Annotated in this window: 24 protein-coding genes; 19 read left to right on the forward strand and 5 right to left on the reverse strand. The window is 37.9% G+C overall.

Annotated elements, in window-relative coordinates:
- Nucleotides 1–6: 6 nt before the first annotated feature.
- The 19 genes from AC1DFM_RS10330 to AC1DFM_RS10420 all read left to right on the forward strand — a co-directional run bounded on the left by AC1DFM_RS10330 (nt 7) and on the right by AC1DFM_RS10420 (nt 12548).
- The gene (locus AC1DFM_RS10330; RefSeq protein ID WP_477076641.1) at nt 7–882 is read left to right on the forward strand and encodes a hypothetical protein; all 876 of its coding nucleotides are present in this window, start codon (nt 7–9) and stop codon (nt 880–882) included.
- Nucleotides 883–939: 57 nt separating this feature from the next.
- On the forward strand, nt 940–1941 hold the full coding sequence (locus AC1DFM_RS10335; protein WP_477076642.1) for a hypothetical protein: 1002 nt from the start codon (nt 940–942) through the stop codon (nt 1939–1941).
- 211 nt (nt 1942–2152) lie between these two features.
- Nucleotides 2153–2875, forward strand: coding sequence for a uracil-DNA glycosylase family protein (locus AC1DFM_RS10340; protein ID WP_477076643.1), 723 nt, complete (start codon nt 2153–2155; stop codon nt 2873–2875).
- Complete coding sequence (locus AC1DFM_RS10345; protein ID WP_477076644.1) at nt 2856–3107, forward strand: hypothetical protein; 252 nt, start codon at nt 2856–2858, stop codon at nt 3105–3107. The genes AC1DFM_RS10340 and AC1DFM_RS10345 overlap by 20 nt, the downstream gene beginning before the upstream one ends.
- A 20-nt stretch (nt 3108–3127) precedes the next feature.
- Entirely contained in the window at nt 3128–3652 is a 525-nt protein-coding gene (locus AC1DFM_RS10350) for a hypothetical protein (protein WP_477076645.1), read from the forward strand.
- Between the two features lie 71 nt (nt 3653–3723).
- Entirely contained in the window at nt 3724–4899 is a 1176-nt protein-coding gene (locus AC1DFM_RS10355) for a hypothetical protein (RefSeq protein ID WP_477076646.1), read from the forward strand.
- Nucleotides 4832–5845 carry a hypothetical protein gene (locus AC1DFM_RS10360; protein WP_477076647.1) on the forward strand — a complete coding sequence of 338 codons (1014 nt, stop codon included), beginning with the start codon at nt 4832–4834 and terminating at the stop codon, nt 5843–5845. Before AC1DFM_RS10355 ends, AC1DFM_RS10360 begins: the two co-directional genes overlap by 68 nt.
- A gap of 8 nt (nt 5846–5853) precedes the next feature.
- Nucleotides 5854–6585, forward strand: coding sequence for a ThiF family adenylyltransferase (locus AC1DFM_RS10365; protein WP_477076648.1), 732 nt, complete (start codon nt 5854–5856; stop codon nt 6583–6585).
- 28 nt (nt 6586–6613) lie between these two features.
- Nucleotides 6614–7243: a hypothetical protein gene (locus tag AC1DFM_RS10370; RefSeq protein ID WP_477076649.1), complete on the forward strand. Its 630-nt coding sequence runs from the start codon at nt 6614–6616 to the stop codon at nt 7241–7243.
- A 59-nt stretch (nt 7244–7302) separates the two neighbouring features.
- Nucleotides 7303–7737, forward strand: coding sequence for a hypothetical protein (locus AC1DFM_RS10375; RefSeq protein ID WP_477076650.1), 435 nt, complete (start codon nt 7303–7305; stop codon nt 7735–7737).
- The gene (locus AC1DFM_RS10380; RefSeq protein WP_477076651.1) at nt 7712–8002 is read left to right on the forward strand and encodes a hypothetical protein; all 291 of its coding nucleotides are present in this window, start codon (nt 7712–7714) and stop codon (nt 8000–8002) included. Before AC1DFM_RS10375 ends, AC1DFM_RS10380 begins: the two co-directional genes overlap by 26 nt.
- Nucleotides 7995–8234: a hypothetical protein gene (locus AC1DFM_RS10385; RefSeq protein WP_477076652.1), complete on the forward strand. Its 240-nt coding sequence runs from the start codon at nt 7995–7997 to the stop codon at nt 8232–8234. Before AC1DFM_RS10380 ends, AC1DFM_RS10385 begins: the two co-directional genes overlap by 8 nt.
- A gap of 12 nt (nt 8235–8246) precedes the next feature.
- Nucleotides 8247–9323 carry a PD-(D/E)XK nuclease-like domain-containing protein gene (locus AC1DFM_RS10390; RefSeq protein WP_477076653.1) on the forward strand — a complete coding sequence of 359 codons (1077 nt, stop codon included), beginning with the start codon at nt 8247–8249 and terminating at the stop codon, nt 9321–9323.
- Nucleotides 9307–9870 carry a hypothetical protein gene (locus AC1DFM_RS10395; RefSeq protein WP_477076654.1) on the forward strand — a complete coding sequence of 188 codons (564 nt, stop codon included), beginning with the start codon at nt 9307–9309 and terminating at the stop codon, nt 9868–9870. The genes AC1DFM_RS10390 and AC1DFM_RS10395 overlap by 17 nt, the downstream gene beginning before the upstream one ends.
- A gap of 3 nt (nt 9871–9873) precedes the next feature.
- Nucleotides 9874–10254 (forward strand): hypothetical protein, encoded by a 381-nt coding sequence (locus tag AC1DFM_RS10400; protein WP_477076655.1) that lies wholly within the window; start codon nt 9874–9876, stop codon nt 10252–10254.
- 9 nt (nt 10255–10263) lie between these two features.
- Nucleotides 10264–10689, forward strand: coding sequence for a hypothetical protein (locus AC1DFM_RS10405; protein WP_477076656.1), 426 nt, complete (start codon nt 10264–10266; stop codon nt 10687–10689).
- 99 nt (nt 10690–10788) lie between these two features.
- Nucleotides 10789–11766, forward strand: coding sequence for a recombinase RecA (gene recA / locus AC1DFM_RS10410; protein ID WP_477076657.1), 978 nt, complete (start codon nt 10789–10791; stop codon nt 11764–11766).
- A gap of 15 nt (nt 11767–11781) precedes the next feature.
- The gene (locus AC1DFM_RS10415; RefSeq protein ID WP_477076658.1) at nt 11782–12153 is read left to right on the forward strand and encodes a hypothetical protein; all 372 of its coding nucleotides are present in this window, start codon (nt 11782–11784) and stop codon (nt 12151–12153) included.
- A gap of 5 nt (nt 12154–12158) precedes the next feature.
- The gene (locus tag AC1DFM_RS10420; protein WP_477076659.1) at nt 12159–12548 is read left to right on the forward strand and encodes a hypothetical protein; all 390 of its coding nucleotides are present in this window, start codon (nt 12159–12161) and stop codon (nt 12546–12548) included.
- On the opposite strand, the gene AC1DFM_RS10425 is transcribed toward AC1DFM_RS10420, so the two are convergent.
- The 5 genes from AC1DFM_RS10425 to AC1DFM_RS10445 all read right to left on the reverse strand — a co-directional run bounded on the left by AC1DFM_RS10425 (nt 12532) and on the right by AC1DFM_RS10445 (nt 15769).
- The gene (locus tag AC1DFM_RS10425) at nt 12532–13197 is read right to left on the reverse strand and encodes a DUF6549 family protein (protein WP_477076660.1); all 666 of its coding nucleotides are present in this window, start codon (nt 13195–13197) and stop codon (nt 12532–12534) included. The genes AC1DFM_RS10420 and AC1DFM_RS10425 overlap by 17 nt on opposite strands.
- Nucleotides 13178–13426 (reverse strand): hypothetical protein, encoded by a 249-nt coding sequence (locus AC1DFM_RS10430; RefSeq protein WP_477076661.1) that lies wholly within the window; start codon nt 13424–13426, stop codon nt 13178–13180. The genes AC1DFM_RS10425 and AC1DFM_RS10430 overlap by 20 nt, the downstream gene beginning before the upstream one ends.
- Nucleotides 13423–13686 carry a hypothetical protein gene (locus AC1DFM_RS10435; RefSeq protein ID WP_477076662.1) on the reverse strand — a complete coding sequence of 88 codons (264 nt, stop codon included), beginning with the start codon at nt 13684–13686 and terminating at the stop codon, nt 13423–13425. The genes AC1DFM_RS10430 and AC1DFM_RS10435 overlap by 4 nt, the downstream gene beginning before the upstream one ends.
- Before the next feature lie 273 nt (nt 13687–13959).
- Nucleotides 13960–14985, reverse strand: coding sequence for a hypothetical protein (locus tag AC1DFM_RS10440; RefSeq protein ID WP_477076663.1), 1026 nt, complete (start codon nt 14983–14985; stop codon nt 13960–13962).
- 61 nt (nt 14986–15046) lie between these two features.
- Nucleotides 15047–15769 (reverse strand): hypothetical protein, encoded by a 723-nt coding sequence (locus tag AC1DFM_RS10445; RefSeq protein ID WP_477076664.1) that lies wholly within the window; start codon nt 15767–15769, stop codon nt 15047–15049.
- Nucleotides 15770–15800 lie beyond the last annotated feature (31 nt).

Below are 15800 nucleotides of genomic sequence, written 5' to 3' on the forward strand. Positions count from 1 at the left end.
ATTACAATGGCTATCTCAGGTAATAAAAGGACACCGCTGCCGGATTTTGTTAAACGTATGGTTGGCCTGGCAGTCTGCGAAGTAGTTTTAATTAATCCTTCAAAAGTAGAACTGGAAGAGCTTTTGGGAAAAGAACTTGAAAAGGATCCGGTTTACTTTAAAAAAGATGATGAGGGTAACCCTGCTTTAACACTTGAAATATGGATTAAGGAAATAAAAACATCTCAGTTATTTAAACTAAGGATGCGGACATTAACAGATAAAGTTCTCCAGATTCCAGATGGCAAAGTAAGATTTGTTGATTCAAAAGGTAACACCTCATATTTCCTGGATAATGAAACGAATCTGGTTGATTGGATGCAGGCAAATAGCCCGAGGAGAGCTCGTGAAGGTGAGGTTGAGTTATATAAATTCCTACGTGCACATCAGGGAGAACTCAAACCTAAAGAAATTGAGGATTTCACCATCGACTGGTCAAAGCTGATGTCAGGGGACGTAACGGAAATAAGGGAGATGAAAAACAGCGGTTTTGCATCAAACATTCTGGCTGTTCTATGCGTGCGTATTGATAAAAAGGATGGTAGCATCAAACAATACCAGAATGTTTTTAATCAAACATTCCTGCCCGGTGATTACATGCGGTATTTCCGTGTAGCCGGTAAGAATATGCCTCCACCAGCAACACATTTTATCAATGAGGTCACAAATCCCAAGCACGGGTGCCTCGATTTCTTCGGCATCGGAAGGAAACTGCGAGAGATGCACGAATACGTTCCATCAGAAAATCCGTTAGAATCAGATGATGCTGTACTACCGGCAGGTGACCAAACTACTCCAGTCGCAGAATTTGAAGATGCGGTCGAAATGAGTACCGATTATTAGTAAAATGAAAGTTAGTCCCGCTTATTTGGCGGGACCAGCTTTAAATCCTCTTCCGAGATGATTTCTGGCAGTAGAAGGCAGGAGCTGACTCTTGAAAATATTCTGGACAAAACGAGTGAATATGAAATTTATCGGCACTACCTATCTCATGATTTTAAGTTAGGAGAACCATTTCCTTCACCATTTCATGATGACAGAACGCCGAGTATGTCGATTATTCCGACGAAAACTGGAAGGCTTCATTTCACAGACTTCGGTGGAGATCATTATAGCGGGAAAGTGATAGATTTTGTGAGACACCTCTTTCCATGGAAAAACTATAATGAACTGCTTCAGATGATTGACAGTGATCTGATGCTGGGTATTACAAACAGGAAAATAGATTCTTCAATAAAGAAAACTAAAGAGCCCGTAATATATCAACAGCATGAACCTAAATTATTCCAGGTTAAGCCACGTTCATTCGATTCTTTAAGCCTGGCGTATTGGAATCAATACCATCTTGATATTGCTGATCTCAAAAAATGGGAGTGTTATGTTCCGGAGTCATTGTATATAGACAAGAAAAAAATACAGCTAAATAATAATGAATTGATTTTTGCTTATTTGTATGAAGGCAGATATTGGAAAATATACCGCCCTTATGCACCCAAAGCAAACAAATGGCTCTCGAATGTTCCGCATGATTTACTGAATGGAATTAAAAGTCTGAAACCAGGCTTACCGGCTATTCCTACGAAGGCTAGAAAGGATTTCATGATTCTTAAAAAATTATATCATAACATCTGTGAAACCCAGTACGAAGGAAATAATGTCATTAGTAATGATGATCTGAAATTTCTTCAGGAAAATTTCCCCGCAGTTTATATCAATTTCGACCCTGATCCAGCTGGAAAAGCTGCCATGCTTTACTATATCAGAAACCATGGATTCAGGCACCTAATGGTTGAGCAAAATGTGTATAAGCTTGGAATAAAAGATCTCGCTGAAAAAGCGCGTCATATGGGACTTGATTCTGTTGAAGATATTTTGAAACGCAAACGAATATTAATATCATGAAAATTTTCGCTATCAGACACAAAGGTACGGGTAAGTACATCAGAATCGGCAATGCAAAAAGATATACCTGGAATCAGTTTCCTACAAATGTAATAAGACAGAACATTCCTTTTGAGAGAAGATGCGAATATGAGGTTGATGAATTCAATCTACAGAAGATGGAACCCTTTAAAACTTTTACTATTGATAAAACTTTAATAGCTGATATATCATGGAATTTGAAAAAGTAAAAACCAAATTTGGCTCATGGGCTGATGTATTTCGCGATTTCATTGAATCAGCAGAGTTCGATGCTATTTTTGCTGAACTTATTGCTTTAAAAAGACGCAATAGAGTAAGCTGCCCTGCGAGCAACCAGACATTTAAAGCATTTGAGCTTACGCCATACGAAAAACTCAAAACGGTATTTATTATCGATGGCCCACCAGCCATAGTGAATAACTCAGTATACCTGGCCGATGGCATTGCACTCAGCTGCAGTAATACTGACAGGATAGATACGCCATTGTTTCAGTTCTACAGGTCGATGGAGAGTGACTTAAATTCTGGCCTTAACCTTGAAATGGTTGACTGCCCTGATTTATCTTATTTATGCCGGCAAGGAGTATTGTTATTATATTCAGCACTCACATGTGAACAAAATAAACCTGGTTCCCATCAGCAGCTGTGGAAACCTTTTTATCAATATCTTTTCAACGAGGTAATTAATAACTATGATGCCAATTTACCCATAGTATTTGCTGGACCATTGTCCAGGGCTTATAGTAACCTCGCAGTCCCATTTCATCATATTGTATTTGAACTCGATAAGCCTGGTGTTACACCAGGCACGGGTTCATGGGATAGTAAGAATGTTTTTAAAATAATAGATGAAATTTTATCCTCAAATGAACTTGAGAAAATAAAATGGTACAATGAACGCCAGGAAAATTAACAGGATTAAAAAGAAAATTGAGCTCCTGAATGATCCTGCAGTAAAAGAACTCCTGAAAGAAATAAACCAAGAACTCTCCTCTTTCTCCGGTAATACAAACCATCTACGTAATTCCTATCTACAAGAACTTACTCTTTTAACCGCTCATACTAACAGCTCTTCTTACAGGCAACTGGATTTGGAAGAAGCTATTAGTGCAGTCCTTGCGCAAAATGGTGCGGTTAATCATTAATTATTAACAAATTTTATTTTATGTCAAGGTTAGTAACTATTTATAACACCTTAGGATCAAATCGAATTCCAATTGAATCTGATGCCACAACTTGGGGCCAGTTAAAAGTCAATCTGGTAGACTATGCAGTGCCATATCTGGATATGAAGGCCATAGTCGGAGATACGCAGGTAACCCTGGAAAGCTCAGAGGCCTTACTTCCTCTCGGAGACTGCACTATTATGCTATTTCCTCAGAAAGTTAAAAGCGGCGTCGAAGAAGAAGGTATTGATGGCGATGGTAATGATAACGATGATGATGACATGCCTGGTGGGGATGAAGACGATAATAACGACGAATCTCCAGTTCAATTATCTGAACTTCCAGCCGATAATCCTTCAGCTTCATTATCGACATATGAAAATATGTTAAATGACATAAGCATTGTCGAAGGAAAACTTGCCAATATTAAAGCTGGGCTTAAGAACATGAAAGCTGAGTGGTCTGATCCTGAAACATATGCCCTGGAACAGCAGGCCAACGACATTCGGAAAAATCTTTGTTAGAATGTGCTAAATATTAATTGCAGGTGGGGGCTTTCTAGCCCCCATATATTTTATAAACAATACTTAAGGCAATGGCTACTAATATCGAAAACATTAGACTTGAACTAAAATGCTATGCTAAAAAAGCTCGATTGACCAACAGTACGGGGTCATTTCTACATGCAATTAAACGATGCCTAAACCTCGTCTATGGGCCTGAGAGAAACCATATCGTAAATATCGATGAAGAATACGCTTTGATCCAAACTCTTAATTCACTGCAGGTATCAATTGAGTCGATAAATGAAGGAGATGATGAACTTTATAGAAAGGTGTTGAAAGCGGCGAAAAAAATGCTCACCTATCAGGCAATCATTCATTTTCCATTAATTACGCTCACCAATAGTGGTAATATTTCTCATATTATTCGTGACCTGTACGTTCGGTTAAATTTTAGCATTGATGGAAAACTCAAAAATACTCCGGAAGGAGTTAGAGCAACAGGTACTGTTGCAGAAATCTTAACTGGTTATGTTCACTCACATCTTCGCCGGTTAGAATGGGATTATATGGCATTCCAGGAATTTTGCACAGGGTCGGGTCCTATTAATGCAACAATAATTGATTTGAAAGAAAATTTTGATCCGATTCAGTTGCAAATGCTATGCAATCACATCAATGAAATGGTATGCTGGGAGTCTATCGAAGGAGTTCCTTATGTATACATCTCAGAAGTTAAAGATAAAGAAGGTGTGCGGGCGGGTATTATACCAAGAGCAAATCCGGAAATAACTAACGGTTTTATTAATTCTTTTACAATCTTATCTGCTGAACAAGTCGCTGAGTTATTTCATTTCTCTTATGGTAACCGCCTTAATATTACCGCCAGCGAAAAACTGGAAGAAGATCTAGTAAGATTTCTTGAGCAAAGAAATGACTGCGTTCCCGCAGATATTGTGTTCAAGGATGATTCAGGGTACTATCGTATTTCCAGCCTGGATTCCTCCTCTAATTCCTCAGGGCCTTCGCTAGATACAAATCGAGTGATTTTTAAGTTTAAAAACATTTCCAAACGGATAAAAATTATAGAAAATGACGACGTATTCCAAAAAAGGAAATATCCCAACCCAGGATACACAAATGACATATGCATGCAATTCTCAAAAATGTTCCGAACCGCTCTGGGAAGAAAAAATAGAGATGAAGCAGAACGTACCCATAATTATTCCCGACAAAGTTTGGCAGCAGATACAGCACCTGCTACGTGAAATTCCTAAACAGGAATGGTCCGGTATTTTATTTTACCGTACAGAAGGTTCATTTGGAAAAGAGAGTTTCAAATGTGTCCTTGAGTATATTTTCCTGATGGACATTGGAGACGCTACATTTACAAACTATGATTATGACGTGAATGTAGCAAAGTTGATGATGGATAGGCCTGGGTTATTCGATTGTAAGATCGGTCATATTCATTCTCATCATAGTATGGATGTTTTCTTTTCTCCTACTGATCAGGATGAGCTAAAAGTAAACTCGGCTTATCATAATTTTTATCTCTCCGTAATCGTAAATAATCCAGGTGATGTTGTAGGGAAGATAGTCTTCCGTGCTACTGATGTAAAGGAATCATCCCATAAAATCTCCTTCAGAGATGAAAGAGGGCAGTGGTCTGAAACAGTTATAGACGAAGATGTAAGGTCAAAAGATATATTTTGTTTTCATGAATGTTGTATCATTGCTCCAGACAGAGAATTAGAACCTCTATTTAAAGAGAGACTTAATGAAATCCAAAAGAATTCACCTAATTACCGGGGAACAGGCCAGGAAGTATATCCCAAAGGGAACAAAACTATTGTTCCAAATGAAAATTTAATTCAGAATACCCTTTTTCCGAATTACGACCTTGCGGAAAGCCACTTCCATTTTACGGTAGAAGAATTCATTTCAACATTAATTTTGCAGGATCTCAATCCCAAAGTGGCTGTCTCTACCGCACTTGAAAAAGTAAAAACAACTTCCGATATTGAGTTGCTAGGCAATTATATTGTAGGTAATGCCATAGCGCATTATGAGCACTGTTTTCCCAATGACCCACAGCTTTTGGCATTTACTGCTACTATGAATGAATGTGTTGAAATATTATCAGAGTTATCTTCCTTTCATTTGGTGGCAGAAGTACTGATGCCATATTTTGATCTTGAACTTGTTAATTAATTTATATTATGGATAATTTAATTGAGCGGGAACAGATTGTTCCCGCTATATATGGGCGTTGTAAAGGCGCAGAATGGTTTGATACGATGTATAAGAAAGACGTTATTATAATTGGACAAGGGGGTATAGGCTCATGGCTTACTTTGATTATTTCCCGAATTGGTGTAAACCTTTTTACCTATGATTTTGATAGGTTTGAAAGTCACAATGGTGGGCAGTTTATGAATAAACATGACGTAGGGGAACTAAAGACAGAGGCTTTAAAAAAATCTATTGCCCTTTACAGTCCAGATTGTCAGATTCATACAAGTGGAGCCTACGGATGGGAATCGGAAACTGGTAATATAGTTTTGTGTGGTTTGGATAAGATGACACCCAGAAAGCAAGCTTTTAAAAACTGGCGAAGATACGTGAGCAGTTTGCCGGAAGAAATACGAAAAACCTGCTTTTTCCAGGATGGCAGATTACTCGCAGAACAGTTACAGATTTTCAGTATTGCCGGCAACCGGGAAGATAAAATGCAGGAGTATGAACAATACCATCTACATGATGATGAAGACGTTCCTGATGCAAGCTGCACTAATTCCCAAACCACCTATTGCGCATCTATGATCGCATCTCATATGGTAGAATTTCTTTGCAATTGGGCTGCAAATCTGGAGTCAAAATCTGCCTGCAGAGCTGTACCATTCATGTATGAATACCTGGCTCCTGTCCATGTGGCAACATCTGTGTATTGACCTTGAATAGATTAAAAATATAAATCAAATGATTAACCATGAATGGAATACCACCATACCTTACATGGGGCATCCATTTGCCCTTGACCTGGCTTCATTAAATCCAGATCCAGATTTTATTATACAAAAAACTGATAGAATACCATTTATCAACTGTTTTGTGCCCAGGGAAATGTTGGAGTTTAGAATGTGGTATAGGCAATTTAAGCGAATGGTAGGTGTATCAACTCTCATTGAAATATTTAAAAATGGTAGTGAAATTGTTTGGGTTCATACCCGGGGAAGATATTATTTCGCCGGCAAGGGAATAATCCTCGATGATACGAAGCAGATCATCGCCCTCGTGGTGGTTTCCAACGATTATTTTGAAAATTTTGACCGCTCTCTTTCTCCAACTGACGACGAGATCAAACGTCATTTCTCCCTCATACTTAATCTCGATCTTTTAAAAAAGGATGAACACAGACAACTATATAGTCAATTGCGCCATCTTTTTACCCAGTGTAACATGGATATAATCCAGACTTCCAACCCGGGTAAGGATTCCTTTGCACGACTTCGTATTCCCAGATTCAGATCTATTTCTGAACGACAAAACTTCCTACATGAACTACAAATCGGGATTATAAATACCATATTAACTTCAGAAGTTACCTAAAGTAATCTCCTGCTGGAGGCATGTTCTAATTTTATATGCTCTAAAAGCATATAGCATCCATGATTGTAACTCCTGAGGAGCTTCCTACTCCTATTAATAAAAAAAAGAGAATCAATTCAAAACAAAAAGGCAATAATTACGAAAGATATCTTGCTCAGTTTTTCAGAAAGGAACTAAATCACCCGCTTTGTAAAACATCCCGGATGGCGTCTAGGCTGATGGACGATTGTGGAATTGATCTGGTGATGATACCGTACCTGGTATCAGCAAAGAAAGGCTATATGAAAAACCGTCCAAAGCCAGACGAGATTTTTAGAAATATAAGGAAAAAATTGTTGGAGAGTTTCCCATCGGATGATTCCATTCACCGGATGCCAATGTTTTTGTTCCACATGATTGACGGTTATAGCAAAGAAAATCACATCGTATCTATGCCATTTGAGCATTTCGCCGAAATAATCAAGGTATATGAAAAGTATAGAGTTAAAGCGTAAGATGGTTCCGCTAAACCAACTCCCGATCGAAGTCAGGCAGGCAATTATTACCTCATCCTCAAATATTTCAATGGGACTTGATCTTATTAAGAGAGGAGTGTGGCAGCTGGACCGATTCCAGGAAAGTAAAGAGGATGTATTTGTATATCAGGGTAATTATTGGAAACATATTAAAAAGCGGCAAAGAGCAGATGATGGGGATGATTATATATGTGATCAGTACCTATGGCAGGTTTTTGCTAAACAAACTATAGTATATGAATAAGCCGAAAATACTTCTCTCCATAAGTAACGGTAATCTAATTGTTGAAGCAGCTTCAACCGATGTAGAAGTTTACGTCATTGATTTGTATGACTTGCCAATAGAAGCAAAGGAGGGTGAAAATGAAGAGATTTTCGATCAGGTTAATAAAGACATGAGAAATCCAATTGAAACGGTAAGAGGTGACTTCTCTACCTACATAAAAGATTTCATTGAAAACGAAAAGAATATTTAAAGGACCTATTAGATGATGACAGAAATAGAATACAGACAGCTTCACCGGCTTTCTTATAGCTGGATTAAAAAATTTATTGAGGACCGAATGAAGTACGTGGATGAATTTGAAAAACAATCGGTGCTGATTACCAGCACCGATACCACGGCTACGAAGTTCGGTACATTAACAGAGACCCTTTTATGGAATACGGATAATTACGATCTGTTATTTGAGGACGCAAGGTTTATCAAACCAACCGGACATATGGGATTATTTGTGGATAAACTCTATTCTCTTACGAAAGAAAACCTTGATGAACTTGGGCGGGTGACAAGAACCATGGAGTCTCTTATGGAAGAAGCATATAATTTTGTCAAGTTCGATGCAAATGGGAATAAAGTCGCATTCAAAAACCTCACATTAGATGCCGTTATTTCTAAGTTCCGGGGATCGGATGCAGAGAACTATTATCAACAGCAACGTTCTGCTACAGGGAAGCATCTTGTAGATGTAACAGAAAAGTCAATGGCCAGATCAGTATGTTCCAAGCTTAAAAATCATTGGATAACAAAGGATCTGGTTAACCGGGAAACAGATAGTAGGTATACCGTTTTCTATCAGCTGATAGTGCTTTTTGATTTATTTGGGCTAGAATTTAAGTCCATGTTGGATAAGGTAGTAGTTGACCATGAACTTAAACTGATTTCTCCAATCGATTTGAAAACAACCTATGATATTGAAGATTTCAACTACAATTACCGTAAATATATGTACTACCTGCAGGCGCTGATCTACTATTATGCTATCATTTCCTGGAAGAATAATAACGGTCTTGCAGACTATAGAGTTGAGCTCATGCAGTTTATTGCTGCTGATTCTTCAAATCAACTCGATCCCCTTATCTATCCGGTAAAAAGGCAGCATATGAAAGAAGCCCTTGAGGGATTTGAAGATCATAAAGGTATTTACTATATGGGGCTTAGAGAAGCCACTGATGCAATTAAATGGCACAGAGAAAACAATCTCTGGTCAATTAGTAGAAAGAATTTCGAAAATAAGGGTTATTGCAGCCTGCAAACTTATACAAAATATGAAACAGCAGTTTAATGACACATCGTTATTTCTGTTACCGTGCCTGCAAAAGGATGCTGATGATTTGGTAACCAGGTATGGATTTATAAATGGGTATCTTAAAGATGATGTGGCCACTCATGATTTTGAAAACTGTATCTACCTTTTATTTAAGCCGTCTTCTATGGAAATCATGCAGGCATATATAGACCAGGAGTATTTAAAAAAATGCGGGATTATCTCTGATTATGACCATTCAGGAGGATTTGTAGTCCTGGTATATAAAATTCCCGATTTGTTTAAAAAGGACCATGATAGATTCCTTAAGGGTAAGTACTCTAAATTCAGCGTTGCTTTTAAAAATCTGTTACCTGCTATTAGTTATGAAAAAGATGGTAGTTCAGGCGTTAATATTCCAGTAGCTTCCATTCAATACCTGGTAGTAAATAAAGTTGAGTCTATTAGAAAATACTGGCAGGAAAGACTTGAAATCGAGCTAGGGCCTGAAGATGAGTACTGGTCTAAGCCTAAAATGAGTAGAGAAACAATTACTTTAAAAAAGCTATCATCAATAATTGCATAAGACATGGAACTACACCTGGTAAATACTATAATTAAAAGTTATCCCAATGCCTGGTCGCATTTTCTATCCTGTTATGACATTATTTTTAACAAACCTGATCCGCAAACTCCTACTGGAAAAGAAACAATTGGTAAAAATGACCTGGAGAAGATAGCTAAAACCCTCCTTATTAAGACCAATCCCAGGTTTCTTTATGATTTCTTTGATGATTTGAAGCTTTTCCTGTTCATTTTACCAGAAGACAATACCTTTAAAATACTGGTTCATGGTATAACTGGCCTTGAAACAGGGGAGAGGTTTTTCAATCGGCAAACAGCAGAGCAACAGGGCTTCGTATATTGTTTTGAATTGTTAGAAGATCTGTTATTGAGCCAGGAAGGATAATCAAAGCATATGACAGAATCCGAACTTGTAGAAAGCTATATGGTAGATTTTTTGTCTAAAACCGGAAGATGCCTGAAAGTTCAAATCTGCAGCAGGTGGGAGACCTTATGCACTCTTCCAATGAAAATGGATTTACCAGTTGCAGTGCAGATAATACTGGATGCCACTAACTGGAAATTTAAGGAAGTTTTTAATAAAAAGCGCGACACAGATTCACTTTATAAACGTGGTTTGATTTACTTTATCCTTGTTACAAATAAATATTCTCTGTTAAAAATAGGTGCCTATACCCGAAAAGATCATTCTACCGTAATTAATTCCTATAACAGATTCTCCGATTTACTCTCGACAGAACCGCTTTCTTTATCCATCCTCCGGGAGGTGATAGAATACATAAATGCCAATTATACCTTCTATAAACATTCTTCTGAGTAATATTCACTCTCTCTCCTTTTACTCCACAGAAAGACTGTAAATGAGCTGATACGCCTTACAGATACGTTCACGGCCCTTATTGCGCCCAAAGGAAACCCTATGATTAATGAAAATGAACTGGTCATTGAAGAGTTGAAAGCCAGTCTAAACAAGCAATACGGAAAAGGAACCCTGATTACAGGAAATGAAAAACCCGAAAAAATACCTGTCGTTAGCACAGGAAGTCTGCTACTTGATATTGCCACGGGAATAGGAGGTTTCCCGCTGGGTAGAATTATTGAAATTATAGGCCCTGAATCGTGCGGAAAGACGACCATATGTTTACAAACTATTGCTGAAGCCCAGAAAAAGGGATTAAAGTCGGTATTCATTGATATGGAACATGCTCTGGATATGGGTTATGCCAAAAGTCTTGGTGTTGATACCGATAATATGCTGATTAGCCAGCCACCCTATGGGGAACAGGCATTAAATATAGCTAAAACACTTACTGAATCTGGAAAAGTAGGAGTAATCATTATTGATTCAGTAGCAGCTCTTATCCCTAAGAAGGAACTTGACGGTGAGGTAGGCGATGCCAATATTGGCAGACTTGCCTGGATGATGAGCCAGGCTCTTAGAATGCTTTGTCCGATTGCTGAAAAGAATAATACCCTTATAATCTTTACAAACCAAATCCGTATTAAGATAGGTGTTATGTACGGTTCTCCGGAGACTGGCGCCGGCGGTGAAGCGTTAAAGTTTTATTCATCTATGAGAATTGACGTGCGCAAAACAGTGGATAAAGAAAATGAAGGGAATAAAACGCGCATCAAAATCATCAAAAACAAGCTGGCATCTCCGTATCGGGAAGCCAATGTATTTATCGAATGGGGTAAAGGAATAAACCGTTTTGCTGAAGTAATAACACTTGCCAGTGAATTAAATATTGTTGATAAGGCAGGTAGTTGGTATAGCTATAATGCCACACGGCTCGGACAAGGAGTGGAAAGCGTTCAGAAAGTCCTTAGTGATAATGAAGGCTTATACCAGGAGATTGAATCCAAAGTCCTTCAGCGAGTAACATCACTACCCTAATAATTTATTTATAATATGGAAAGCAGATCATGTAAAAATATGACGCTTAAAAACCTGGAAACCTATAGAAATAAGCTTCTTTCAGAGCGGGCTATCCTGGTGATGAAACATGAATCATTAACCGAGGAACTTCGAACTAGTAAAAGAAAGATAGCTGATGTTGAAAAGCAGATCAGGCATTTCACTTCCATAGATATCATAGTAAGTGAACATGCTATTGTCCGTTATCTGGAAAGAGTTGAAAATATTAATATATCTGAGGTAAAGGAGAAAATACTTACTCCTAAGCTTATTGAAATGGTTACTACCCTTGGAAATGGGATCTTTCCTTTAGAGGGTTTTCGGGTCAAAGTTGTTAACAGAGTAGTGGTCACTGTTTTAATTTAGTTGAAATGATAAATCGTTTAAAAAGGTACAAACCTTTTAAAAAAATTAGTGATAAAAGACTGCTAAATAAAAATTCCCAATCTGATCTGAATAGATCGGATTGGGATTTCTATTTGGAAATTTGGGAGCTTAGAGGAAGCATTTGCCAGGTAACAGAAAGACCACTGGGAGAGCCACTGAGATCAATGTTCCATCATATTCTTCCTAAGTCAAAATATCCCCAGTATAGGTACTCACAATGGAATATAATTATCTTACATCCGGACGTTCATGCGACTGTAGAGCAGGATCTGGATAAGGTCCCTAAAGTAAAAATGATGTACGAGAAGCTTTTAAAGAAACATTTAAATGGCAATCTGCCTGAACAGGCAATAGCCTTTATTTCCGATAAATAGTTATAACCGGTATCTGCACGCTGATAGCTGGGACTATTTTTCCGCTTAAAGGATCCCAACCAAATGAAGGTCCAATTGTGATCATAGGTTTGGGAGAGGTGATCTTAAGTACATTTCCGGCTACTATTTTAGAGTATGGGTTTGCGTTGGTAAGATAGATTTGTGAATATGGTGTTCTAAAAATTGGGGTATGGCGATTTTCCACTCGAAATATGGTATCTGTTAACTTGAGTTCTATCCAATTTTTTTCGCTGGATGCAAATCCTGTAAGATCCAGATAATTATCCTTTTTGTGAAAGATGACAGTATCCTCAAACCTGGTAACTATCACACTATCTTTTATAATTGTATCTGTTCGAATGATGTATCTGTCTACTGCCTGGATGTTTCTGGTTTTTAACCTTAAAGCGCGAGCCAGGGAGTCTACCATTTTGTTTTGAGAGATAATCTGTAACTCCTGGGCGTTTATTACAGCTATTAGTTTTCCGTTTTTATCCGTTTCCTGCCTAAAGCTGGAATCCATATTTGTATCTGGAATAACACTTTGAGATTTTTGTGAGAGAAAAGAGATTGTTATGTAAATAACAAAAGCGGCAATAATTATTCGGATTAATACTTTAAACCATTTATTACCTGTTATTTGTGCCAATATGTCTACTATTTTTAATATCATCGGTTATATTTCTGGATTTTTCCTCAATGATTTCAAGGCGCCGGGTATTTATTTGTCTTAATTCAATTATGATGGAATCCTTTGAAAGAGTCTTATCGGGCAGCTGCTGCTGAAGTTTCTGGGAAGTATCTCCTCCTGGAGTGGAAAGACTTGTTACAATTAATAGGCAGGTAAGAATGATAGTTATAGCAAAAAGCTTCTTCATTGGGGGATAGTATTTTGTCTGTGAATAATTTCCCTTTTGACTTCTTCCAGCAGTATCTGGTCTAATTTCTCACCGCGAAGTCGTTCATATTCAATTGTGCGGTTTTTAAAATCATCGCATGCGCTACTTACTTTGATCATTTCCTTTATTAAATAAATGTTTGCTGTAACAGATGCACAAAGCAGCGCAAGTAAGAGTACCTGCATGTTTTTTGTCAGGAAAAGTAGAAATTTCTGAATAGCAGGTAATTTATCAATCATTAGCAACAGAGTTTATAGGGAACTATATACCAACTACCATCCTTTGGGTGATTTTTTCTAATTACCAGGGATCCTGGGATTGCATTGCCACTACCATCTATACGAATGTAACCACAAAGGCCATTATGTGAATTAGAAGTAACAGCACCATCACAGCATACATTAGCTTGAACCTGACTCCATCCGGATCCATCGGGCTTTTTGTATGCTTTTACTGCAGTCCCGGCAACCAAAATGCCTGTAGCATCATATCTGACAAAGATTTTAAGTTTTTTAGGCATAGTATTTATCCTTTATTTTTTGTATAATTTTTACATAGTTATAGCTACAGAATTCACTACTCAAATTTTGTGGAAGAACTTCAAAAGGCGTGGTGCCTGATAAATACAGGCTGTCTCTTTTATTGAATAGATATGGAGTTTGCGAACATGCACCCGCGTCATGGTAAATGCTAACCTTATCCCATTGGGTGATATCGTCTGTGGCCCAGGCAAAATCCATTTCAGGAGGAGTGATTGTTTTCAGATTTTTTTTCCAAAGATTCCAAAGCAGCGACCACATATCGGCGCACCAGCTCTGTATGCCTTTAGCTTCTGAAGGAAAAAATCTTGAGTTGATACCTCCTAGTTCATAGCTTAAGTATTTACGGATAGAGATACATCCATTTTCCACTTCTTGCCAAAAATTAGCATCAATGTTTTTGAGTAAATACTGAGCTCCTCCACAGCTTTTATTATTTTCCCTGCATACCTTCCCATTTATACCAACAAGCCTGCAGGCATGATCAATTACATCTTCTTCTTTATAAGCATCTTCAAGTCCAGGAGTTACATTTACAACAGCCCTGTCAAAATACTCGCTATCCATATAAGATCCTGTATAGGAGAGATAACATATTTCGTCATTTAAAAAGGGACCAAATTCCATTGGCCTGGTAAAAACAATATCGCTGTCATGGTAGAATATTGTCTTCTGGGTAAGCTCAGGATGTAGTTCGAAATGCTTTTTTAGTACTCTGGGTCTTAATAGCGGAATGTATCCAATTTCAGCAATTCCATTTTCTACCAGATTTTCGTAATCTGGATAATAGAAGAATGATACATTATCTTTTTTGTATCGATCGGCAAGCATCACAAATCGCTTATTTATCCCGTCTTTTATCCGGTCGAAGGGAATAAATACCAGGATATGTATTGGGAAAAGGATAGAATTTGACCGGCAGCTTTCGATAAATATTTCAATTTGCCAGCTAAATACCGTGTCATCCGGACAGGCGCTGACAAATACCAGATCTTTCATGGTAGTTGCAAAGTAATGCCGGCAGCATTGCGGCATGGGTTATTAAATAGTCTGGGAGATGTTAAATAGCAGGAAAGAGAGAGAGATAATTGATTAATTGATCAGTTTTTAAAGGATTAATTATCTGATCACCGTGGTCTTGGGAGTATTTCTGAAAATTTTGAAAGTTATCTGGGTTTAAAAAATCTCCGGAAGTTTTAAAGATCTGATCCTCTGATGACCAGTTATACATGAGTGTTGGCCGGCCATTTTCTTCTATTGAAATATCATGCTCCTGTACCAATGGCGAAACCCATTGAAGATGCTGATCGCCTGTGCTAAGAGCAAATTTCCATTTTCTTAAGTGCCTTGCTGTAACAAAGATGGAAGGCTCCAGCACATTTTTTGCAAGCTCTATTCCAGCGTCAGATCTGTAGTAGGAATATGCCGGCTTATAAGCGCTTTTCCCACCTCTTAGAAGACCGGAAATTCCGCTGGACAAATGTTCAGCATTGAACAGATCATCATCATCCCAAAAGGTAACAGCCGTATCTTCATTTTCGATATAGTCCAGACACGCATTGTATATCGCTCCTAGATTGGTAAAAGGAGCATTTGTTATTGGGTCAATATGGTTATTTACTAATATAATTTCAGGGCTATCCTTGAATAAACGCTGCTGGACTGGAGAGTTTTGATAGATAAGCAGCTTTTTATCCTGGTAATCCTGGTTAAGAAACAAACCTAATGATCTTTCCAGTTGGGTATGTCTTCCGTGGGTAGCACAAAATGCCAGTAATTTCATCTTATTTATTTCGCTAGTTCAAAAATAGTGA

The sequence above is a fragment of the Chitinophaga sp. 05T412 genome (assembly GCF_056396465.1).

Excerpts from the sequence above, each read along its gene's own strand:
- AC1DFM_RS10365 (WP_477076648.1), top strand. The coding sequence starts at position 5,854 with ATGGATAATTTAATTGAGCGGGAACAGATTGTTCCCGCTATATATGGG.
- AC1DFM_RS10430 (WP_477076661.1), bottom strand. The coding sequence starts at position 13,426 with ATGAAGAAGCTTTTTGCTATAACTATCATTCTTACCTGCCTATTAATT.
- AC1DFM_RS10375 (WP_477076650.1), top strand. The coding sequence starts at position 7,303 with ATGATTGTAACTCCTGAGGAGCTTCCTACTCCTATTAATAAAAAAAAG.
- AC1DFM_RS10380 (WP_477076651.1), top strand. The coding sequence starts at position 7,712 with ATGAAAAGTATAGAGTTAAAGCGTAAGATGGTTCCGCTAAACCAACTC.
- AC1DFM_RS10390 (WP_477076653.1), top strand. The coding sequence starts at position 8,247 with ATGATGACAGAAATAGAATACAGACAGCTTCACCGGCTTTCTTATAGC.
- AC1DFM_RS10345 (WP_477076644.1), top strand. The coding sequence starts at position 2,856 with ATGAACGCCAGGAAAATTAACAGGATTAAAAAGAAAATTGAGCTCCTG.
- AC1DFM_RS10370 (WP_477076649.1), top strand. The coding sequence starts at position 6,614 with ATGATTAACCATGAATGGAATACCACCATACCTTACATGGGGCATCCA.
- AC1DFM_RS10335 (WP_477076642.1), top strand. The coding sequence starts at position 940 with ATGATTTCTGGCAGTAGAAGGCAGGAGCTGACTCTTGAAAATATTCTG.
- AC1DFM_RS10350 (WP_477076645.1), top strand. The coding sequence starts at position 3,128 with ATGTCAAGGTTAGTAACTATTTATAACACCTTAGGATCAAATCGAATT.
- AC1DFM_RS10360 (WP_477076647.1), top strand. The coding sequence starts at position 4,832 with ATGAAGCAGAACGTACCCATAATTATTCCCGACAAAGTTTGGCAGCAG.
- AC1DFM_RS10330 (WP_477076641.1), top strand. The coding sequence starts at position 7 with ATGGCTATCTCAGGTAATAAAAGGACACCGCTGCCGGATTTTGTTAAA.
- AC1DFM_RS10395 (WP_477076654.1), top strand. The coding sequence starts at position 9,307 with ATGAAACAGCAGTTTAATGACACATCGTTATTTCTGTTACCGTGCCTG.
- AC1DFM_RS10355 (WP_477076646.1), top strand. The coding sequence starts at position 3,724 with ATGGCTACTAATATCGAAAACATTAGACTTGAACTAAAATGCTATGCT.
- AC1DFM_RS10385 (WP_477076652.1), top strand. The coding sequence starts at position 7,995 with ATGAATAAGCCGAAAATACTTCTCTCCATAAGTAACGGTAATCTAATT.
- AC1DFM_RS10340 (WP_477076643.1), top strand. The coding sequence starts at position 2,153 with ATGGAATTTGAAAAAGTAAAAACCAAATTTGGCTCATGGGCTGATGTA.
- AC1DFM_RS10420 (WP_477076659.1), top strand. The coding sequence starts at position 12,159 with ATGATAAATCGTTTAAAAAGGTACAAACCTTTTAAAAAAATTAGTGAT.
- AC1DFM_RS10400 (WP_477076655.1), top strand. The coding sequence starts at position 9,874 with ATGGAACTACACCTGGTAAATACTATAATTAAAAGTTATCCCAATGCC.
- AC1DFM_RS10435 (WP_477076662.1), bottom strand. The coding sequence starts at position 13,686 with ATGATTGATAAATTACCTGCTATTCAGAAATTTCTACTTTTCCTGACA.
- AC1DFM_RS10445 (WP_477076664.1), bottom strand. The coding sequence starts at position 15,769 with ATGAAATTACTGGCATTTTGTGCTACCCACGGAAGACATACCCAACTG.
- AC1DFM_RS10415 (WP_477076658.1), top strand. The coding sequence starts at position 11,782 with ATGGAAAGCAGATCATGTAAAAATATGACGCTTAAAAACCTGGAAACC.
- AC1DFM_RS10405 (WP_477076656.1), top strand. The coding sequence starts at position 10,264 with ATGACAGAATCCGAACTTGTAGAAAGCTATATGGTAGATTTTTTGTCT.
- recA (WP_477076657.1), top strand. The coding sequence starts at position 10,789 with ATGATTAATGAAAATGAACTGGTCATTGAAGAGTTGAAAGCCAGTCTA.
- AC1DFM_RS10440 (WP_477076663.1), bottom strand. The coding sequence starts at position 14,985 with ATGAAAGATCTGGTATTTGTCAGCGCCTGTCCGGATGACACGGTATTT.